This is a genomic window from Streptomyces sp. NPDC020299 (assembly GCF_044387825.1).
In the GTDB taxonomy this organism is placed as follows: Bacteria; Actinomycetota; Actinomycetes; order Streptomycetales; family Streptomycetaceae; genus Streptomyces.
Map to the genome: position 1 here is coordinate 53007 of NZ_JBIRWL010000003.1, position 20019 is coordinate 73025.

The 20019-nt window shown below is 70.3% G+C and carries 20 protein-coding genes and 3 tRNA genes; 12 read left to right on the forward strand and 11 right to left on the reverse strand.

Annotation, left to right across the window (positions count from 1 at the left end):
• Positions 1–15 precede the first annotated feature (15 nt).
• Positions 16–90 (forward strand) — tRNA-Asp (locus tag ACH45E_RS08060).
• A 643-nt stretch (positions 91–733) separates the two neighbouring features.
• Positions 734–925: a DUF6274 family protein gene (locus ACH45E_RS08065; RefSeq protein ID WP_361441624.1), complete on the forward strand. Its 192-nt coding sequence runs from the start codon at positions 734–736 to the stop codon at positions 923–925.
• Between the two features lie 408 nt (positions 926–1333).
• On the opposite strand, the gene bldC is transcribed toward ACH45E_RS08065, so the two are convergent.
• The gene (gene bldC, locus ACH45E_RS08070) at positions 1334–1540 is read right to left on the reverse strand and encodes a developmental transcriptional regulator BldC (protein ID WP_003949541.1); all 207 of its coding nucleotides are present in this window, start codon (positions 1538–1540) and stop codon (positions 1334–1336) included.
• Positions 1541–2080: 540 nt separating this feature from the next.
• On the reverse strand, positions 2081–2941 hold the full coding sequence (locus ACH45E_RS08075) for a hypothetical protein (protein WP_361441627.1): 861 nt from the start codon (positions 2939–2941) through the stop codon (positions 2081–2083).
• Between the two features lie 255 nt (positions 2942–3196).
• On the opposite strand from ACH45E_RS08075, the gene ACH45E_RS08080 reads away from it, so the two are divergent.
• Both ACH45E_RS08080 and ACH45E_RS08085 read left to right on the forward strand, forming a co-directional pair.
• Positions 3197–4297 (forward strand): Glu/Leu/Phe/Val dehydrogenase dimerization domain-containing protein, encoded by a 1101-nt coding sequence (locus tag ACH45E_RS08080; protein ID WP_361441630.1) that lies wholly within the window; start codon positions 3197–3199, stop codon positions 4295–4297.
• A gap of 272 nt (positions 4298–4569) precedes the next feature.
• Positions 4570–4821: a DUF3073 domain-containing protein gene (locus ACH45E_RS08085; RefSeq protein ID WP_361441633.1), complete on the forward strand. Its 252-nt coding sequence runs from the start codon at positions 4570–4572 to the stop codon at positions 4819–4821.
• A gap of 84 nt (positions 4822–4905) precedes the next feature.
• Here the strand turns inward: ACH45E_RS08085 and purM are convergent, their stop codons facing one another.
• From purM to ACH45E_RS08110, 5 genes are all read right to left on the reverse strand, one after another.
• Positions 4906–5988, reverse strand: coding sequence for a phosphoribosylformylglycinamidine cyclo-ligase (gene purM, locus ACH45E_RS08090; RefSeq protein WP_361441636.1), 1083 nt, complete (start codon positions 5986–5988; stop codon positions 4906–4908).
• A gap of 33 nt (positions 5989–6021) precedes the next feature.
• Positions 6022–7551: an amidophosphoribosyltransferase gene (purF, locus tag ACH45E_RS08095; RefSeq protein ID WP_361441639.1), complete on the reverse strand. Its 1530-nt coding sequence runs from the start codon at positions 7549–7551 to the stop codon at positions 6022–6024.
• Between the two features lie 201 nt (positions 7552–7752).
• Positions 7753–8211 (reverse strand): META domain-containing protein, encoded by a 459-nt coding sequence (locus ACH45E_RS08100; RefSeq protein WP_361441642.1) that lies wholly within the window; start codon positions 8209–8211, stop codon positions 7753–7755.
• A gap of 74 nt (positions 8212–8285) precedes the next feature.
• Positions 8286–9083 carry a sterol carrier family protein gene (locus ACH45E_RS08105; protein ID WP_361441645.1) on the reverse strand — a complete coding sequence of 266 codons (798 nt, stop codon included), beginning with the start codon at positions 9081–9083 and terminating at the stop codon, positions 8286–8288.
• Between the two features lie 10 nt (positions 9084–9093).
• Complete coding sequence (locus ACH45E_RS08110) at positions 9094–9735, reverse strand: helix-turn-helix domain-containing protein (RefSeq protein ID WP_361441648.1); 642 nt, start codon at positions 9733–9735, stop codon at positions 9094–9096.
• Positions 9736–9831: 96 nt separating this feature from the next.
• Between ACH45E_RS08110 and ACH45E_RS08115 the strand changes: the two genes are divergently transcribed.
• Entirely contained in the window at positions 9832–11313 is a 1482-nt protein-coding gene (locus tag ACH45E_RS08115) for an MFS transporter (RefSeq protein WP_361441651.1), read from the forward strand.
• Positions 11314–11323: 10 nt separating this feature from the next.
• Here ACH45E_RS08115 and ACH45E_RS08120 read toward each other — a convergent pair whose 3' ends face one another.
• The 4 genes from ACH45E_RS08120 to purS all read right to left on the reverse strand — a co-directional run bounded on the left by ACH45E_RS08120 (position 11324) and on the right by purS (position 15131).
• Complete coding sequence (locus ACH45E_RS08120; protein WP_361441654.1) at positions 11324–11845, reverse strand: GNAT family N-acetyltransferase; 522 nt, start codon at positions 11843–11845, stop codon at positions 11324–11326.
• 90 nt (positions 11846–11935) lie between these two features.
• Positions 11936–14194: a phosphoribosylformylglycinamidine synthase subunit PurL gene (gene purL, locus ACH45E_RS08125; protein ID WP_361441657.1), complete on the reverse strand. Its 2259-nt coding sequence runs from the start codon at positions 14192–14194 to the stop codon at positions 11936–11938.
• Entirely contained in the window at positions 14191–14871 is a 681-nt protein-coding gene (gene purQ, locus ACH45E_RS08130; RefSeq protein WP_361441660.1) for a phosphoribosylformylglycinamidine synthase subunit PurQ, read from the reverse strand. The genes purL and purQ overlap by 4 nt, the downstream gene beginning before the upstream one ends.
• Positions 14868–15131 carry a phosphoribosylformylglycinamidine synthase subunit PurS gene (gene purS / locus ACH45E_RS08135; protein WP_015659417.1) on the reverse strand — a complete coding sequence of 88 codons (264 nt, stop codon included), beginning with the start codon at positions 15129–15131 and terminating at the stop codon, positions 14868–14870. Before purS ends, purQ begins: the two co-directional genes overlap by 4 nt.
• Before the next feature lie 342 nt (positions 15132–15473).
• Between purS and ACH45E_RS08140 the strand changes: the two genes are divergently transcribed.
• The 7 genes from ACH45E_RS08140 (at position 15474) to ACH45E_RS08170 (ending at position 19997) form a co-directional block, all read left to right on the forward strand.
• Positions 15474–15791, forward strand: a complete 318-nt coding sequence (locus tag ACH45E_RS08140) for an Lsr2 family protein (RefSeq protein ID WP_361441663.1) — start codon at positions 15474–15476, stop codon at positions 15789–15791.
• A 169-nt stretch (positions 15792–15960) separates the two neighbouring features.
• Positions 15961–16032 (forward strand) — tRNA-Gly (locus ACH45E_RS08145).
• An 80-nt stretch (positions 16033–16112) separates the two neighbouring features.
• Positions 16113–16188 (forward strand) — tRNA-Gly (locus ACH45E_RS08150).
• Positions 16189–16352: 164 nt separating this feature from the next.
• A complete protein-coding gene (locus tag ACH45E_RS08155) occupies positions 16353–17297 on the forward strand; it encodes an ABC transporter ATP-binding protein (RefSeq protein ID WP_361442572.1) in 945 nt (314 codons plus the stop codon).
• The gene (locus ACH45E_RS08160) at positions 17294–18073 is read left to right on the forward strand and encodes an ABC transporter permease (protein ID WP_361441666.1); all 780 of its coding nucleotides are present in this window, start codon (positions 17294–17296) and stop codon (positions 18071–18073) included. Before ACH45E_RS08155 ends, ACH45E_RS08160 begins: the two co-directional genes overlap by 4 nt.
• Positions 18055–19380 (forward strand): sensor histidine kinase, encoded by a 1326-nt coding sequence (locus tag ACH45E_RS08165; RefSeq protein WP_399040461.1) that lies wholly within the window; start codon positions 18055–18057, stop codon positions 19378–19380. Before ACH45E_RS08160 ends, ACH45E_RS08165 begins: the two co-directional genes overlap by 19 nt.
• Positions 19377–19997: a response regulator transcription factor gene (locus ACH45E_RS08170; protein ID WP_361441669.1), complete on the forward strand. Its 621-nt coding sequence runs from the start codon at positions 19377–19379 to the stop codon at positions 19995–19997. Before ACH45E_RS08165 ends, ACH45E_RS08170 begins: the two co-directional genes overlap by 4 nt.
• Positions 19998–20019: the final 22 nt, after the last annotated feature.

Sequence of the window (20019 nt, forward strand, 5' to 3'; positions counted from 1 at the left end):
AGCGCCGCGAAACCTGGTCCTGTGGAGCAGTTTGGAGTGCTCGCCACCCTGTCAAGGTGGAGGCCGCGGGTTCAAATCCCGTCAGGACCGCACACAGGAAGAGGCCCGCATCCCGCGAGGGACGCGGGCCTCTTCCATGCCCGCACCCCCGCCCCGGAGGCCGCGCCCGCGGCGGAGCCGCAATCAACACAGCAAATCCCGTCAGGACCGCGACAAGGCCCGCATCCCGCAAAGGACGCGGGCCTCTTCCATGCCCGCACCCCCGCCCCGGAGGCCGCGCCCGCGGCGGAGCCGCAATCAACACAGCACATCCCGTCAGAACCGCCACCACCCGAGCCCCACACCCCCGGCAGCCGCAGGCCCTCTCGCGCCAGAGGCTCTCGATGCCGGTCCGCATGATCCAGCCCGTCCGGGGGCGCCCCCTCTGGGGGAGTTTGAGGACGAGGCCGTTCAGGCCGAAGCGGGGGCCTGGGGGCGGCAGCCCCCAGCAGGCGGCCACACGAGCGCCCCGCGCTGGTCAGCGCCGGCCCAGCCGATCCATACGGCCGAACCGGCGGAGCCACGCGGCAGCCCCCAGCAGGCGGCCACACAAGCCCCCCGCACCGCTCAGCGCCGGCCCAGCCCAGCCACACGGCCAACCCGGCGGAGCCCCGCGCCGGTCTTGACGGCGTCACATTCCGCCGGTACCCAGAAACCAGGGCTCGGTTCTTCCGAGCGGCCCCGGAGGTGGCGTATGGCGGCATCGGCCAGGCACGAGACGCGGGCGCTGCTCAGGGCGCATCTGTCGGCCGCCACGTCCTACCGGCACCGCACCCGCCACTGTCCGATCTGCCACCACTTGCAGCGCTTGGCGCTGGATTCCGCCCCGCGCGGCGCACAGGCGCCGGACGAGGCCGCCGAGGACGAAAACCCGTCCAGGGCTTGATGGTTAGCGCACATACGCCAGGGGCAACAAGCACTCTGGCATGTGACGGGTGTCACCGCATGGGTTTCCGGAACCGAGGTATTTACACACGTCCTACAACTGGTCAATTTAATATGTGCAATTGCACCAGCCCGGAGGCTCGGCCACAGCGGATCCGACAGCGCCCCCCAGAGACCCACAAGCCCGCTCACAGGAACCCCGCCCGCGCCCGGCTCGGCGCACAAAAAAGATCGCGCTGGACTCGGCGGAGTCCAGCGCGATCTACGACGCACCCTGTGTGCTTGCCAGAAAGTTCTGTTCGGCTTGGGAGAGGGGCCTGTTGGGGCAGGTCCCGCGTCGCTTGGAGCCAGGGTTCCGGGTGCTTCGGCCGATTGGGGGACCTGCCGCTTCACCCGGCTATTCAGTTGTTCAGGCCTCGCTGCGCTGCTGCGGGATGCCCGCGAGCAGCGCGCGGACCTCTGCCTCGCGGTAGCGGCGGTGCCCGCCGAGCGTACGGATCGACGTGAGCTTGCCGGCCTTCGCCCACCGCGTGACCGTCTTCGGGTCCACGCGGAACATGGTGGCGACCTCAGCCGGGGTCAGCAGCGGCTCGGCATCAGGGGTGCGAGCGGTCATGAGCGGCCTCCTCGGGAGAACCGAACCTTCTCGGTTCTTTCCTCTAAATTCTGCACCTTGACCCGCGTTGCCCGAAATGGCGGACGCGAGTCGAGTCGGTTATAGGACGAACGGCTTGTCCTCGGCACTACAACTACACCATCTGTCCAGCCGCGTCGGCCAAACCGATGGAATTGCCCTCCCAGGTGTTCATCAGCGACGGAAGCCGATGGACCATGCCATAGCGGACAGTCACGCCACTGTGACGATCAGTCACAGTGGCGATCAGGAGTCACAAGACCCCCCAAAGCGTGCAATGCTGAGATTCCCCCCACAATCAAGCACAAGTGGACGGATGGAGCCCTCCCCGGACTCCTTGTCCTATTTTGGCATGAGGGGGGGCAAGTGGCGCAAGAGCGGTGTACGTGCGGTCCATCACCCTTGTGTCACCCTCGGCGCAAAAGCCCGGATCGAGACCAACGTCCCGTCAGGTCACCAAGGTGGCGTTACCGTACGCTGTTCGACGCGGTATCGGCCGTGACGTACGTCACTTACGCCTCGTCAGTTCGCGGAACGCCTGTCCCGAACCGACCGCCAGCGCTCCACGAGCCGCCCGTACGCCTCCCCGGCGGCGGCCCCGTCCCCGCGGCGCAGCGCGTCGATGCCCTCGGCCACGTCGGCCGCCGAGTGGTCGCCCTCCAGCTCGCCTGCGGGCAGCACATGCACCAGGCCGCCGTAGTCCAGCTCCACCAGCGAGCGCGGGTGGAACTCCTCCAGCCAGCGGCCGACGTCCACCAGGCCGTCGATCAGCGGCCCTTCCTCGATGGCGTCCTTCAGCGCGCGCAGCCCGCGCGCCACCCGCCGCCGGGCCTGGACCATGGGGGTGCGGTAGCGCAGCACGGGCGGCTCGGCGCCGGCCGCCCCGGGGTCCCCGGTGCCCTTGGCGTACTCCCGCTCCTCGTCGGAGACCAGGACGAACCAGTTGATCGGCACCTGCCAGGTCGAGGTGCGGATCCAGGGGCGGGCGTCGGGGTTGCGGGCGAGCCAGCGCTCGTAGTCCCGGCCGGCCTGCTGGCGTACGACCGGGGGCAGCGCCGCGTCCAGGACCGGCGGCGGCAGCTCCTCGGCGAGCTCGCCGAGCGCCTGCCAGCCGCGCAGCCGGGTCCGCCAGGGGCAGACGCAGACCACCCCGTCCACATCGAGGACGAAGGCGTCGCCGCTCTCCTGCACCGGCACCGGGACCGGCGGGGTGGGCAGCAGGTCGGCCAGGGAACGACGGAGTTCGACCTGGTAGGAGGGGCGGTCCGGTCGCCGGGCGTACCGCGTCCAGTGGCTGCGCTCCGGCTCGGGGAAGGCGGCCAGCGGTTCGTACACGCGCAGGTACGTGGCGTAGGGGACGATCACCGAGGACACCTTGGGCACGCCTGCTCCCTCCCCACCGGACTCGGCTCGAAACCCTCGCGGGACGGGCACAGGATCCGCACGAGGGGGACTCGACGCGGACGGGAAAACACTGCAAATCGTGCCACGCCGATACGTGCGCGGAAGGCACCGGGGAGTGATCCTGAACACTGAGCGGATGGCGCGCGGGCACAGGCTCTACGCTCATGCCACAGCGCCCGCCACCCGCACGGGAGCTGGTCACCATCGCCGCTACTCGCCTCAGGAGTCACCACAGTGACCGACGTAACCGGCGCACCTGCTGATGTACTGCACACCCTGTTCCACTCGGACCAGGGCGGTCATGAGCAAGTCGTGCTCTGTCAGGACCGCGCCAGCGGACTCAAGGCCGTCATCGCCATCCACTCCACCGCCCTGGGCCCCGCGCTCGGCGGTACGCGCTTCTACCCGTACGCGACCGAGGCGGAGGCCGTCGCCGACGCCCTCAACCTCGCGCGCGGGATGTCGTACAAGAACGCCATGGCCGGTCTCGACCACGGCGGCGGCAAGGCCGTGATCATCGGGGATCCCGAGCGCCACAAGACCGAGGAGCTGCTGCTCGCCTACGGTCGGTTCGTGGCCTCTCTCGGCGGGCGGTACGTCACCGCCTGCGACGTCGGCACGTACGTGGCCGACATGGACGTCGTGGCGCGCGAGTGCCGCTGGACGACGGGCCGCTCCCCGGAGAACGGCGGGGCCGGCGACTCCTCCGTGCTCACCGCGTTCGGCGTTTACCAGGGCATGCGGGCCTCCGCCCAGCACCTGTGGGGCGACCCCTCGCTGCGCGGCCGCAGGGTCGGCATCGCGGGCGTCGGCAAGGTCGGGCACCACCTGGTGCGGCACCTGCGGGACGAGGGCGCCGAGGTCGTGATCACGGACGTGCGCGCGGAGGCCGTGCGGCGCGTCCTCGACCAGTACGCCGAGGGCGTCACGGCCGTCGCGGACACTCGGGCGCTGATCCGCGTCGAGGGCCTCGACATCTACGCCCCCTGCGCGCTCGGCGGGGCGTTGAACGACGACAGCGTGCCCGCGCTGACCGCCAGGGTGGTGTGCGGCGCCGCCAACAACCAGCTCGCCCACCCGGGCGTGGAGAAGGACCTCGCCGACCGCGGGATCCTCTACGCGCCGGACTACGTGGTGAACGCCGGCGGGGTCATCCAGGTGGCCGACGAGCTGCACGGGTTCGACTTCGACCGGTGCAAGGCTAAGGCGGCGAAGATCTTCGACACCACGCTGGCCATATTCGCACGTGCGAAGGAAGACGGTATTCCGCCGGCCGCCGCGGCCGACCGGATCGCCGAGCAGCGGATGGCCGAAGGCAGGGCTTCGCACAGGTGAGCGGTACCCGCCGGCGGGAACTTGGAGAGAACTCTCACTTCCGTCGGCGGGTCGCCCCCGGATAAGTGGTTAAAATCGCCACTGACCAGCAAGGACGGGGCATCTCAAAGCTCCTGTGCACACGCGCGTGCTGCGGGCGACGTACCGTATGGGCGCGGGCTCAGGTACCGTGGAAGCCCTACGGACCGGCTCTCCGCGGAGGGTCCGTTCCGGATCATGAACGCGTGTCAGACTCTGGGGCCGTCGAGCCCCGTCACCGAGGGGGTCGAGCCATGGGGCGCGGCCGGGCCAAGGCCAAGCAGACAAAGGTCGCCCGCCAGCTGAAGTACAACAGCGGTGGGACTGATCTGTCACGTCTGGCCAGCGAACTGGGCGCATCGACATCGAGCCAGCCGCCGAACGGCGAGCCGTTCGAGGACGATGAAGATGACGAGGACGATCTTTATTCTCGGTACGCCGACCTCTATGAGGACGACGACGAGGATCAGGACGAAGGTCCTTCACAACACCGTCGCGGCGCTTGACCTTGCACTGAGCACTCACCCGGTCGGTGACTCCGGTCACCGACCGGGTTCTGTGCTACCCGCAGGTCTCAGCGCGCGGCGCCCTTAACCGGAATACGTCCCGACCAGCTCGGCACCGGAGATGTGCTCGCCGCGGTCCGTGATCTCGCCCGCCACCCAGGCTTCGACCCCGCGGTCGGCCAGCGTCGCGAGGGCGACGTCCGCCGATTCCTGGGGGACGATCGCGATCATGCCCACGCCCATGTTGAGGGTCTTCTCCAGCTCCAGGCGCTCGACGCCGCCAGTCCTGCCGACGAGGTCGAAGACCGGGCCCGGCGTCCAGGTGGAGCGGTCGACGGTGGCGTGCAGGGTGTCCGGGATCACCCGGGCCAGGTTGGCGGCCAGCCCGCCGCCGGTGATGTGGCTGAAGGCGTGCACCTCGGCGGTCCGGGTGAGGGCCAGGCAGTCCAGGGAGTAGATCTTCGTCGGCTCCAGCAGCTCCTCGCCCAGGGTGCGGCCGAACTCCTCGATCCGCGCGTCCAGCGAGAGGCCCGCGGTCTTCAGCAGCACATGGCGGACCAGGGAGTACCCGTTGGAGTGAAGCCCGGAGGCCGCCATGGCGATCACCGCGTCACCCTTACGGATGCGATCCGCGCCGAGCAGCCGGTCGGCCTCCACGACGCCCGTACCGGCGCCCGCCACGTCGAAGTCGTCCTCGCCCAGCAGACCCGGGTGTTCGGCCGTCTCGCCGCCCACCAGGGCGCAGCCGGCCAGGACGCAGCCCTCCGCGATGCCCTTGACGATGGCGGCGACCCGCTCGGGGTGGACCTTGCCGACGCAGATGTAGTCGGTCATGAACAGCGGCTCGGCACCGCACACGACGATGTCGTCCATGACCATGGCGACCAGGTCGTGGCCGATGGTGTCGTACACGCCCAGCTGCCGGGCGATGTCGACCTTGGTGCCGACGCCGTCCGTGGCGGAGGCGAGCAGCGGGCGCTCGTAGCGCTTGAGGGCGGAGGCGTCGAAGAGCCCGGCGAAGCCGCCGAGGCCGCCGAGGACCTCGGGGCGCTGGGTCTTCTTCACCCATTCCTTCATGAGCTCCACCGCGCGGTCGCCCGCCTCGATGTCGACGCCCGCGCTCGCGTAGCTGGCGCCGCCCACGGCATTACTGGTCTCGGAAGACATGGCCTTGAGAACTTTCCTGTCGTACGACGGGGCTTACGGGCGACGGATCGCGTCGGCGGCAGCCGTGGCCGCCGGACCGGCCGCCAGCTCGGTCTCCAGCAGCTGCTTGCCGAGCAGCTCGGGGTCCGGGAGGTCCATCGGGTACTCGCCGTCGAAGCAGGCGCGGCACAGGTTCGGCTTGGCGATGGTGGTCGCCTCGATCATGCCGTCGATGGAGATGTACGCCAGCGAGTCGGCGCCCAGCGAGGTGCCGATCTCGTCGGTGGTCATGCCGTTGGCGATGAGCTCGGCGCGGGTGGCGAAGTCGATGCCGAAGAAGCAGGGCCACTTCACGGGCGGCGAGGAGATCCGGATGTGGACCTCGGCGGCGCCCGCCTCGCGGAGCATCCGGACCAGGGCGCGCTGGGTGTTGCCGCGCACGATGGAGTCGTCGACGACCACCAGGCGCTTGCCCTTGATGACTTCCTTCAGCGGGTTCAGCTTCAGCCGGATACCGAGCTGGCGGATCGTCTGCGAGGGCTGGATGAAGGTCCGGCCGACGTAGGCGTTCTTGACCAGACCGCTGCCGAAGGGGATGCCGCTGGCCTCGGCGTAGCCGATGGCCGCCGGCGTGCCGGACTCCGGGGTCGCTATGACCAGATCGGCCTCGACCGGGGCTTCCTTCGCCAGGCGGCGGCCCATCTCGACGCGCGAGAGGTAGACGTTCCGGCCGGCGATGTCGGTGTCCGGGCGGGCCAGGTACACGTACTCGAAGACACAGCCCTTGGGCTTCGCTTCCGCGAACCGGGAGGTGCGCAGGCCGTTCTCGTCGATGGCGACGAACTCGCCGGGCTCGATCTCGCGGACGAAGCTGGCGCCGCAGATGTCGAGGGCGGCGGACTCCGAGGCGACGACCCAGCCGCGCTCGAGGCGGCCGAGGACCAGCGGGCGGATGCCCTGCGGGTCGCGGGCTGCGTAGAGGGTGTGCTCGTCCATGAAGACGAGGGAGAAGGCGCCGCGCACCTTCGGCAGGACCGTGTGTGCGGCTTCCTCGATGGTCAGCGGTTTGCCGTCGTCATCGACCTGGGCCGCGAGGAGCGCGGTGAGCAGGTCGGTGTCGTTGGTGGCCGCGACCCGCGTGGAGCGCCCGTTGGTGTCCTTGGGCAGTTCGGCGACCATCTCGGCGAGCTGCGCCGTGTTGACCAGGTTGCCGTTGTGGCCGAGCGCGATGGAACCGTGCGCGGTGGCCCGGAACGTCGGCTGGGCGTTCTCCCACACGGAGGCGCCAGTGGTCGAGTAGCGGGCGTGTCCGACCGCGATATGACCCTGGAGCGAACCGAGCGAGGTCTCGTCGAAGACCTGGGAGACGAGGCCCATGTCCTTGAAGACGAGGATCTGGGAGCCGTTGCTGACCGCGATTCCCGCGGATTCCTGACCCCGGTGCTGGAGGGCGTAGAGCCCGAAGTACGTGAGCTTTGCGACCTCTTCACCCGGAGCCCAGACACCGAAGACGCCACACGCGTCCTGGGGGCCCTTCTCACCGGGGAGCAGATCGTGATTGAGTCGACCGTCACCACGTGGCACGCTCCCGAGTGTAGGCGAGGTCGACCACTGGTCCGAATTGGGGATACGTACCCGTAACCGGGCAGGCGGTGTCGATCACCTTGGGTGTTTCTACGTTTCCCCTGGTGAGAGCGTTTCGTCCGGGAGCGGCTCGACTTCCGTGCCCGCGGTGGGAGGCCGTCACGGGGCTCTGGTGCCCGTGTATGAGTGAGCTGTCGCACATCATTCGGGTGTGCCGCGGGTGAGGTTCACGCGGTCACCGTGACTGTTGGTGACGGTGAGTTTCCCGTCATCGGTACGGGCGGTGAGGGTCTGGCCGGCGAGTACCCGGGCGAGGGCGCGCTCGAAGGTCATGCGGGGGCGGTCGCAGGCCATCCGGGTGGTGCGGAGTTCGCCGAAGGTGATCCGGTCGCCGTGGACGGTGGCCCGGGCGCTGAACTGGTTGCAGCCGAGGTTGCCGGCCGCCTTGCCGCCCTCGTCGACGCGGAGGCGGGCGGAGGCGGGGGCGCGGTGGGTGATGCCGTCGGCGGTGACGCTGCCGACGTGCCAGTCGACGCCGGTGACCGGTTCCCGGACCGCCACCGAGCCGCTGCCCGCCCGCCCGGTGCCACAGGCCACAGCGAGGGGGACGAAGGCGGCGGCCGCGGTCCTGGTGATGCGCTGCTTCCTGGTCCGGTTCATGACGATTCGACGGGGTTGGCGCCCACCCGGTTCCGCACGTTTCCGCCCGGTTCCGTGCGGCGTGCGGCCCTCGGTCACGACATCAGCGGCAGCAGCTCCCCGAGATCCGCCCGCTCTCCGCTTGCGCTGACCTGGGCCTGAGCCAGGGCGTCCGGCCAGGTCAGCCGGCCGGTGGCGAGCCGGAGCCAGGTCAGGGGGTCGGTCTCGACGACGTTGGGCGGGGTGCCCCGGGTGTGGCGGGGCCCTTCGACGCACTGCACGACGGCGTACGGCGGGATCCGCACCTCGGTGGAGCCGCCGGGGGCCTTCACGGCGAGCGCGTCGGCGAGGAGCCGGGTGGTGGCGGCGAGCCCCTGACGCTCGTACGGCACCTCGAGGCCGGGCACGGCGGCGTTCAGGTCGTCGGTGTGGACGACGAGTTCCACGGCGCGGGTGACAAGGTGGTCGGCGAGCGGCAGGGCGCCCGCGTTGGTCTGCAGCAGCCGGGTCCCGGGGTGGGTGTCGAGCTGCTCGGCGAGGTCGCGGGCGACGCCGTCGAGGTAGGTCCCGAGGTCGGGGTGGAGCCCGGCGAGCCGCCGGGTGAACTCGTCGATGGCCGCGGAGTTGGCGGAGGTCGCGAACGGCCAGTCGAGGAGGGCGGCGTCCTGCTTGGCCGGCTCCGGCAGGGCGAGGGAGCGCTCGACGGCCGTCAGTGCCATGCCGATGTGCGCGACCAGTTCCCGTACGGTCCACCCGCCGAGCCGGGTGGGGAGCGCGAGCTGCTCGGGGGTGAGCCCGCGGACGGCTTCCCGCACGTGGGCGAGCTGGCCGAGGACCGCCGAGCGGATCTTCACGGGGTCGTACGTCCGGGTGCGCTTATTGGCCGTGGGCATGACGGGGAGCCTATTGCTTCACGGCGTAGCCGCTCAGGCCGTTTTCGATCAGGCCGAAGGCGAGCCGGGCGCGTTCGGCCGCGTCGGCGGCGACCTGGTCGGGGCTCTCGCCCTCGGTGACACGGCGGTGGTGCTCCTCGACGAGGGCGTTGCGGGCGGCGCTGAGGGTGGCGGCGGCGACCGTGGCGCACATCAGGTCGCCGGTCTCGGCGGCCAGCAGGTCGGCCAGCTCCCGGGCGCCCTTCTGCGAGGCGACGAAGGCGCGTTCCATCAGGACCGGGGTCTGAACGACGAGCTGGCGGACCTGGCGGGCGAAGGGCTCGGGGTTCAGACCGACCGAGGGGTCACGCTCCTCGACCATCTCCAGGAACTGCCGGCGCACGGCCTCCACCGCGGACTCACCGGGCTTCCGCTCGCGCACCGCGCGGGCCGCGTCGCCGAAGTGCTCCTCCATGGGCCGGAAGATCAGGTCTTCCTTGGTGCCGAAGTAGTTGAAGACGGTCATCTTCGAGACTTCGGCGGCGTCGGCGACCTCCTGCACGGAGACGTTGTCGAATCCCCGTTCGACGAACAACTCGATCGCGGCCCGGTAGATCCGCCGAGCCGTCTGCATCTTCTTCCGGTCGCGCAGCCCCATCGCCTGATCAGCCATGACGCCACTGTACCAAGCTGAAGTTTCGGCCAGGATGAATTTTAATCCGAGCTGAAATATTGACCGGGTACACAAACTTCGGGCATGGTACTGCCCATGACCGGAACCCAGCGCAAGATCGGCATGTTCGTCTGCCTCATCACGATCGTCCTGGCCGTCCTGGACATGCAGATCGTGTCCGCGGCCACCGTCCCGATCGTCCGGGACCTCGACCCCCGCCACGGCATCGACAGAATCCCCTGGCTCATCAGCGCCTTCTCGCTGGCATCGGCCGCGATGCTCCCCCTGTACGGCCGGCTGTGCGACGTACTCGGCGCCAAGCGGGTGTTCCTCGGCGCCATCGGCACCTTCCTGCTCGGCTCGGCGCTGTGCGGAGCCGCCCAGTCCATCGGCCAGCTGATCGCGGCCCGGGCGGTGCAGGGCCTCGGCGCGGGCGGCCTGATGAGCGTGACCATGGTCGTGATGGCCCACCTCAAGGAGCCCGGCGCGAAGAAGGACGGCAAGGGCGCCGGGATGGGCGGGATCGTCGGCGGCGGCGGCATGGCGATCGGGCCCTGGATCGGCGGGGTGCTCTCCGACCACGCGAGCTGGCGCTGGATCTTCTACGTCAACCTGCCGCTGGGCCTCGCCGTCCTGGCCGTCGGCGCGCTCGTCCTGAAGCTGCCCCGGCACACGCGCGACCACACGATCGACTTCCCCGGCGCCGCCCTCGCCGCCGTCTTCTCCACCGCGCTGCTGCTGGTCACGCAGTGGGGCGGCAAGCAGTACGCCTGGTCCTCACCGCAGATCCTCGGCCTCACCCTCGCCGCCGCGGCCGCGCTCGGCCTGTTCCTGTGGCGTCAGGCCACGGCCGCCGAGCCGATCCTGCCGCTGTCCATGTTCCGCGTCCCGGAGCTGCGCTGGGGCTTCGCCATCCAGGGGCTGGTCGGCGCGGGCATGGCCGGGGCGATGTACTACGTGCTGGTCTACCTCCAGGTCGCGCGCGGCATCGCGAGTTCCTCGGCCGGCCTCTACCTGCTGCCCATGGCGGCCGGCATGGGGGTCGTCGGCGTGGTCGTCGGCAAGCTCACCGAACGCGGCAGGCCCGAGCGGACCTTCGTCATCGGCGGCGCGGCCGTCACCGCGATCGCCTTCCTCCTGCTGTCCACGACCGGCACCGGCACGTCCCTGTGGGTGATCCGCGCCGAACTCCTCCTCTTCGGCATCGGCTTCGGCCAGCTCGTCGGCCAGCTCATCCAGCTGGTCCAGGAAGCGGCCCCCCGCCACCAGCTCGGCGTCGCCACCACCGGCATCCGCTTCTTCCAGACCCTCGGCACCGCCCTCGGCGCCGCCGTCTTCGGCACCCTCCTCACCCGCCTCTACGACGGCCCCGGCGACATCGGCGCCCTGGCCGCCCTGCGGGGCCCGGCACGGGCGGCGGCCGTGTCGGCATACGTCGACGCGATGGACGCGGTGTTCCTGTGCGGGGCGGGCGTCATGGCCCTGTGCGTGGCCCTGGCCCTCCTGCTGCCGAAGCCCCGCCCGGCCGAGGCCCCGGGAAACGACCCGGCACCCGCGGCGGACCCCGTCCGGGTCTGACCGGCGGCTGTCAGGGGGCGAGGTCGGAACTCGGGGTGATCACCCAGTGGTTGCTGCGGATGACCCGGTCGGCGAAGTCCACCTCGGTCTCGCCCAGGAGGCGGAAGCCGAGGGACCTGCAGATGCCGTTCGAAGGGCCGTTGCCCGTCGCCGGGAAGGCGTGGATGTCCCCCCAGCGGTCCTCGTCCCGGGCCCGTTCCAGGAGAGCGCGGGTGGCGAGCTTGCCGAAGCCACGGCCCTGGAACTCGGGCAGGACCATCCAGCCGATCTCCGACATCGGCCCCTCGCCGGATTCGCCGGCGTCGTGCGACCAGATGCACACATGGCCCGCGACGGTTTCGGGCGCGCCGGGATCAGCGACGATCATCTTGATCCAGGAGGTGTCGGCCATCGCCGCCTCGGCATCCCTGCGCACCTTGTCCTTCATGCCCTCCCGGGGCAACGGCCCGCCGAGGTCCCGCATCATCACGGGGTCGCAGCGCATACGAACGTAGGCGTCGACGTCGTCCGGTGTGACATCACGCAACAGCATGGCGGGCCTCCGCAGAAGAACGACGGTGATCACAGCAGGGCCCCGCCTGTCGTGATCGACAGGCGGGGCCCTCAGCCTCGTCGGGGCTACTTACGCCAGCAGCGCAGGGATGGTCGCCTCGTGGGTCTCGCGCAGTTCGTCCAGGGTGAGCGTGAACTCGCCCTGGACGTCCACGGCGTCACCGTCCACGACACCGATACGCGTGGCCGGCAGGCCCCGCGCGCCGCACATGTCGTTGAAGCGGACCTCCTCCGAACGCGGCACGGCGACGATCGCGCGGCCCGCGGACTCGGAGAGGAGGAAGGTGAAGGCGTCCAGGCCGTCGGGGACGACCAGGCGGGCGCCCTTGCCACCGAGGAGCGCCGACTCCACGACCGCCTGGACCAGACCGCCGTCGGACAGGTCGTGCGCGGAGTCGATCATGCCGTCGCGGGAGGCGGAGATCAGGATCTCGGCCAGCAGCCGCTCGCGCTCCAGGTCGACCTTCGGGGGCAGGCCGCCGAGGTGGTCGTGGACCACCTGCGACCAGGCCGAGCCGCCGAACTCCTCACGCGTGTCGCCGAGGAGGTAGAGCAGCTGGCCCTCCTCCTGGAAGGCGACCGGCGTGCGGCGGGCGACGTCGTCGATCACGCCGAGGACCGCGACCACCGGCGTCGGGTGGATGGCCGCCTCGCCCGTCTGGTTGTAGAGCGAGACGTTGCCGCCGGTCACCGGGGTGCCCAGCTGCTGGCAGCCGTCCGCCAGACCGCGTACGGCCTCCGCGAACTGCCACATCACCGCCGGGTCCTCGGGCGAGCCGAAGTTCAGGCAGTCGGAGACCGCGAGCGGCTTGGCACCGGTCGTCGCGACGTTGCGGTAGGCCTCCGCCAGGGCCAGCTGCGCGCCCGCGTACGGGTCGAGCTTGGCGTACCTGCCGTTGCCGTCGGTCGCGATCGCCACGCCGAGGCCGGTCTCCTCGTCGACGCGGATCATGCCGGAGTCCTCGGGCTGGGCGAGGACGGTGTTGCCCTGCACGAAGTGGTCGTACTGCGAGGTGATCCACTTCTTGGAGGCCTGGTTGGGGGAGCCGACCAGCTTCAGGACCTGGTCCTTCAGCTCCTCGCTCGTCGCCGGCCGCGGCAGCTTGTTCGCGTCGTCGGCCTGGAGCTCGTCCTGCCAGGACGGGCGGGCGTACGGGCGCTCGTAGACCGGGCCCTCGTGCGCGACCGTGCGCGGGTCGACGTCGACGATCTTGCCGCCGTGCCAGTAGATCTCGAGGCGGTCGCCGTCGGTCACCTCACCGATGACGGTGGCGATGACATCCCACTTCTCGCAGATCTCCAGGAACCGGTCGACCTTCTCCGGCTCCACCACCGCGCACATGCGTTCCTGCGACTCGCTCATGAGGATTTCCTCGGGAGAGAGGGTCGAGTCACGCAGCGGGACGTCGTCCAGCGTCACGCGCATGCCGCCGGAGCCGTTCGAGGCCAGCTCGGACGTGGCGCAGGACAGGCCCGCCGCGCCGAGGTCCTGGATGCCGACGACCAGCTTCTCCTGGAAGGCCTCCAGGGTGCACTCGATGAGGAGCTTCTCCTGGAAGGGGTCGCCGACCTGGACGGCAGGGCGCTTCGACGGCTTGGCGTCGTCGAAGGTCTCCGAGGCCAGGATCGACGCGCCGCCGATGCCGTCGCCGCCGGTCCGGGCCCCGTACAGGATGACCTTGTTGCCGGCGCCGGACGCCTTCGCGAGGTGGATGTCCTCGTGCCGCATCACACCGATGGCACCGGCGTTGACCAGCGGATTGCCCTGGTAGCAGGCGTCGAAGACGACCTCGCCGCCGATGTTGGGCAGGCCCAGGCAGTTGCCGTAGCCGCCGATGCCCGCGACGACACCGGGGAGGACGCGCTTGGTGTCGGGGTGGTCGGCGGCGCCGAAGCGCAGCGGGTCGACCACGGCGACCGGGCGGGCGCCCATCGCGATGATGTCGCGGACGATGCCGCCGACACCCGTGGCCGCGCCCTGGTAGGGCTCGACGTAGGACGGGTGGTTGTGCGACTCGACCTTGAAGGTGACCGCGTAGCCCTGGCCGACGTCGACGACACCGGCGTTCTCGCCGATGCCGACGAGGAGGGCGTCGGACTCGGGGGCCTTCTCGCCGAACTGGCGCAGGTGCACCTTGGAGGACTTGTACGAGCAGTGCTCGGACCACATCACCGAGTACATGGCGAGTTCGGCGCCGGTCGGGCGGCGGCCGAGGATCTCCACGACCCGCTCGTACTCGTCCTTCTTCAGGCCGAGTTCGGCCCAGGGCAGCTCGACGTCGGGGGTCGCGGCCGCGTGCTCGACCGTGTCCAGAGGCGTCCGGCTCATGCGTTGACCAGCTTCTTGAGGATCGAGGTGAAGAAGGGGAGGCCGTCGGTACGGCCGGAGCCGATGAGGGGCTCGACGGCGTGCTCCGGGTGCGGCATCAGGCCCACCACGTTCCCGGCCTCGTTGCTGATGCCGGCGATGTCCCGGAGGGAGCCGTTGGGGTTCATGTCGAGGTAGCGGAACGCGACCCGCCCCTCGGCCTCCAGCTTGTCGAGCGTGTACTCGTCGGCGACGTACCGGCCGTCCATGTTCTTCAGCGGAATGTGGATCTCCTGGCCCGCGCGGTAGTCGGTGGTCCAGGAGGTCTCCGCGTTCTCCACCCGCAGCTTCTGGTCGCGGCAGATGAAGTGGAGGTGGTCGTTGCCGAGCATCGCGCCCGGGAGCAGGTGGGCCTCGGTGAGGATCTGGAAGCCGTTGCAGATACCGAGGACCGGCAGGCCGGCCTTCGCCTGTTCGATGAGGGGCTCCATCACCGGCGAGAAGCGGGCGATGGCACCGGCGCGCAGATAGTCGCCGTAGGAGAAACCACCGCACAGCACCACGGCGTCGACCTGCTTGAGGTCCTTGTCCTTGTGCCAGAGGGCGACCGGTTCGGCACCCGCGAGACGGATCGCCCGCTGGGTGTCCCGGTCGTCGAGGCTTCCCGGGAAAGTGACGACGCCAATACGAGCGGTCACTTCGCGGCCTCCGCGACTTCCTCCACCTTGACGGTGAAGTCCTCGATCACGGTGTTGGCGAGGAAGGATTCGGCAAGATCGTGAATGCGGGCGAGTGCGGCCTCGTCGACCGGCCCGTCGACTTCCAGCTCGAATCGCTTTCCCTGACGTACGTCGGAGATGCCTTCGAAACCCAGTCGCGGCAGTGCGCGCTGCACCGCCTGGCCCTGGGGGTCGAGGATCTCCGGCTTGAGCATGACGTCGACTACGACGCGTGCCACTGGCACTCCCGGTGTGTGGTGCTGAGCAGGTTCCTTCAGACTACCCGCACAAAATTTCTACGCGGGTAGAGTTGTAGGAACCTACGTGAGGGCTGTCACGATCCGGTGTCGGACGGCGACCAGCGCGAAAAATTCTGGGAAAGTTCCGGGTTCCACCCGCAACCCCTATTGCGCTCGGACACGCGGACGGATTTAGTCGGGCTTCACTTTGCAATGCCGGGCACTGTACAAATGAATTGGTAATAGTCGATACTTTGCCCAATAACAGGCGGACAGTCGACATCTTCCGGGCGTCCAGGCACGTCATCCCCGGCGAGGTGTCGCACGAAGGGACCGATATTCGTGGCGCAGAAGGTCGTGGTCACTCTCTTTGACGACATCGACGGCTCGGAAGCGGCGGAAACGATCGCCTTCGGACTCGACGGCAAGTCGTACGAGATCGACCTGAACCAGGTCAATGCCAAGAAACTGCGTAAGGCTCTTGAGCCCTACGTGACGGCCGGCCGCAAGCGGTCGAAGTCGGGCCGGGCATACCGCCAGACGGAGGTCGCCCCCGACCCCGCGGCGGTCCGCGCCTGGGCCCAGGCGAACAAGATGGACGTACCCGCGCGCGGCCGCATCCCCAAGAAGGTCTACGAGGCGTTCAGCGCGGCACAGTGACGCCCGCGAGGGGTGGCTCCCAGGGTCCGTCAGCGGGCCCTGGGAGCAGCCGAGTTGCGCGGGCGGCGGCCTCCGGGGAGAACCGACTTGCGCAACCCCCCTGCCGATCAGCTAATGTCTGGAGCACGCCGAGGGGCAAGGTCGAAAGGCCGGAGCCCACGGAGTACACGCGGGTGTAGTTCAGTAGTAGAACATCCCCCTTCCAGGGGGAAGGCGCAGTGTGCAATTCCTGTCACCCGCTCTGCACCGCCGGTCCTGATCAGCTTGTGGATCAGGTAGGCTGGTGCTCGCACCGATCGGTGGGAGCCGGTCGGAAGCAGTGCGGACGTAGCTCAGTTGGTAGAGCGCAACCTTGCCAAGGTTGAGGTCGCGAGTTCGAGCCTCGTCGTCCGCTCCAGAGAAGCCCCGGTCACGATGACCGGGGTTTTTTCGTTCCCGGACATCGAGCGTCCGCCTGACATTTGTCATGCCGAGTGATGACACCGCGCACTGCTGCCGGGCCCCGGCCGCCGGGACGCTGAATCCATGGACCACATGGACCACAAAGACCGCATGGGCCTTATGGACAGCGGCGAACGCGAGCACGTGATCGAGGTGAGCGACCTCCGACGCGTGTACGGGGACGGGTTCGAGGCGGTGCGCGGAATCAGTTTCTCCGTGGCCCGCGGGGAGGTTTTCGCCCTGCTCGGCACCAACGGCGCGGGCAAGACCTCCACGGTCGAACTCCTGGAGGGGCTCGCGGCGCCGGCCGGGGGCCGGGTGCGTGTGCTCGGCCACGACCCCTACCTGGAGCGGGCCGCCGTACGCCCGCGCACCGGCGTGATGCTCCAGGAGGGCGGTTTCCCCTCCGAACTGACGGTCGCCGAGACCGCGCGGATGTGGGCGGGGTGCACGACCGGGGCCCGGCCCGAGGGGCAGGCACTGGGCCTGGTCGGGCTGGCCGGGAAGGCCGGGGTGCGGGTGAAGCAGTTGTCCGGGGGTGAACGGCGGCGGCTGGACCTCGCGCTGGCCCTGATCGGCGAGCCGGAAGTCCTGTTCCTGGACGAGCCGACGACCGGCCTGGACGTCGAAGGACGCCGGGACACCTGGGAGTTGGTACGGGCACTGCGCGACGCCGGCACCACCGTGCTGCTGACCACCCACTACCTGGAGGAGGCCGAGGGCCTCGCCGACCGGCTCGCGATCCTGCACGAGGGGCGCGTCGCGGCCGCCGGGACCCCCGCCGAGGTGACCGCCGGCCGGCCCTCGCGGATCTCCTTCGACCTGCCCGAGGGCTACTTCCTCGGGGACCTGCCCCCGCTCGCCGAACTGGGGGTGTGCGGACACCGGGTGACCGGCAGGGCCGTAGAACTGCGCACGCGTGAACTCCAGCGCACGGCCACCGGACTGCTGGTGTGGGCCGAGCGGGCCGGAGTGGAACTGCGCCGGCTGGACGTGCGGTCGGCCTCGCTGGAGGAGGCTTTCCTGGGGATCGCGCGGGAGCGGGAGCAGGAGGCGATGGCATGAGCAGCCTGGCCCTCACTCCCGTCGCCCGGCGGCTGCGTGCGCTGGCCCGCGCCGAACTCGCCCTGCTCGGCCGCAACCGCGGGGCGGTGACCACCGCGCTGCTCGTGCCGCTCGCGCTGCCGTTCAGCGTGCGGCCGGCGATCCGCCAGATGGACCTCAAGGCCGAGGGGCTGACCGCCGGCGCGGTGATGCTGACCGCCGCGGTCGGCTTCTCCTTCCTCTTCGCCGTGTACACCTCCCTGGTGAGCGCCTTCGTCGCCCGCCGCGAGGAACTGGTCCTCAAACGGCTGCGCACCGGCGAACTCGGCGACGCCGAGATCCTCACCGGCACCGCGCTGCCCGCGGTCGGCCTCGGCCTCGCCCAGTCGCTGCTGCTGGCCGCGGCCTGCACGGCCCTGCTGGACACCGGGGCGCCCAAGGCCCCGTATCTGACCGTCCTGGGGCTGCTGCTGGGCCTGGTGCTGTCCGCCGCGCTCGCGGCCCTCACCGCCTCCTTCACCAGGACCGCCGAGAGCGCCCAGGTGACCGCGCTGCCGCTGGTGTTGGTCTCCATGATGGGCTCGGGCATGGCGATCCCCACGGAGATCCTGCCCGACCGCCTCGCCTCCGTCTGCGAACTCCTCCCGCTGTCCCCGGCGATCCGGCTGGTCCGCGCCGGCTGGACCGGCGAGCTGAGCGCGTACGAGGTGCTGGGCGCCCTGGCGACCGCGCTGGCCTGGACCGTGGTGGCGGTGTTTGCTGTAGGGCGGTGGTTCCGCTGGGAACCGCGGCGCTGACCTACGGGGGGCAGGACATGCGGGACACCGCGGACACGGGCAGGCCCGCCGGCTGGTGGCGGCGCAAGAGCACGCCGGAGAAGGTCGAGACCTACACCCGCTGGTCGTTCCACCTCTTCGGCGTGATCGAGGTCGCGGCGATCGGGCTGCCGGTGTTCGGGCAGGTGCACGCGGGCGTCGCGGGCTGGCTGACGGCCATGGTCACCGTCCACGCGGTGACCGGCTGCGTGACCGCCTCCCGGGCACTGGACTGGACGCGCGGGCGGCGCGGCCGGCCGGTACGGCTGTTGTGGGCGCTCGCCGTTCTCACCTACGTATGCGCGAGCGTCGCTCTCGGACTGAAGAAGTACGGGCCCGGGGGACCGGGCATGGACACCGTCGCCGGCACTGTCTTCGCGGGCGTCCTCACCTTCGGCGCGGGCACCCTGGCGCTGGGCGTGCGCAGGCGGCGGCGCGTGTTCGCGGCCGTGTTCGGATCCGTGTTGGGCGCGAGCGCGACGTCGTTCCCGTTCGGTGCGCCCTTCGCCGAAGTGGTGGTCATGACGTTCGTGGTGCTCATCGGCGCCTGCTCCCTCGCCACCACCTTCCTCTTCTCCGTCTGGCTGCTCGACTGCGTCTACGAACTCGACGCCGCCCGCGAGACCCGGGCCCGGCTCGCGGTCGCCGAGGAGCGGCTGCGGTTCGGGCGGGACCTGCACGACGTCCTGGGGCGGAACCTGTCCGTCATCTCGCTGAAGAGCGAACTGGCCGTGCAGCTGTCCCGGCGCGGGCGGCCGGAGGCGGTGGAGCAGATGATCGAGGTGCAGCGCATCGCGCAGGAGTCCCAGCGGGAGGTGCGGGAGGTCGTACGGGGCTACCGGGAGGCCGATCTCGGCGTGGAACTCCTCGGTGCCCAGGGTGTGTTGGCGGCGGCCGGGATCGACTGCGAGGTCACCGGGGGCGCCGAGGGGCTGCCCGCCGGGGTGCAGTCCGCGCTCGGCTGGGTGGTGCGGGAGGCGACGACGAATGTGCTGCGGCACGGGGACGCGGGGCGGTGCACGGTGGGGCTGCGGGTACGGGAGGGGTCTGTGGTGCTGACGGTCGAGAACGACGGGGTCGTCGGCCCCGGCGGGAGCGGAGACCCCGGCGGGAGCGGAGACCCCGGCGGGAGCGGCGGTTCGGGGCTCGCCGGGCTGCGGGAACGGCTGGCGGCGGTCGAGGGGACGCTGGAGGCGGGGCCGGTCGGGGCGGACGGGTTCCGGTTGGTCGCGGAGGTGCCGTTGGCGCGTGTGACCGGTGCGGCCGGTGTGAGTGAGGTCGCGTCATGAGTACTCCGGCTCCGGTGCGCCTGCTGCTGGCCGACGACGAGCATCTGATCCGGGGTGCGCTGGCCGCGCTGCTCGCGCTGGAGGACGACCTCCTGGTCGTCGCGGAGGCGGCCACCGGCCCCGAGGCACTGGCGATGGCGCGGGCCCACGCACCCGATGTGGCGGTCCTGGATCTTCAGATGCCGGGCGCCGACGGTGTGAAGGTCGCCACAGCCCTGCGCGCCGAACTGCCCGGCTGCCAGGTGCTGATCGTCACCGGTCACGGGCGGCCCGGGCATCTGAAAAGGGCCCTCGCGGCGGGTGTGCGCGGGTTCGTTCCGAAGACGGTCAGTGCGCAGCGGCTCGCGGAGATCATCCGCACCGTGCACGCCGGAAACCGCTATGTCGACCCGGAGTTGGCCGCCGACGCGATCTCCGCCGGGGACTCTCCGCTGACCGCGCGGGAGGCGGAGGTACTGGAGCTGGCCGCCGACGGGGCGCCGGTCGCGGAGATCGCCGAGCGGGCCGCGCTGTCGCCGGGGACGGTGCGGAACTACCTCTCCTCGGCCGCGACGAAGCTCGGGGCGGAGAACAGGCATACGGCTGTGCGTCTCGCCCGGGAGCGAGGTTGGGTATAGTTGCTCTCGCGCCACGGCGCAC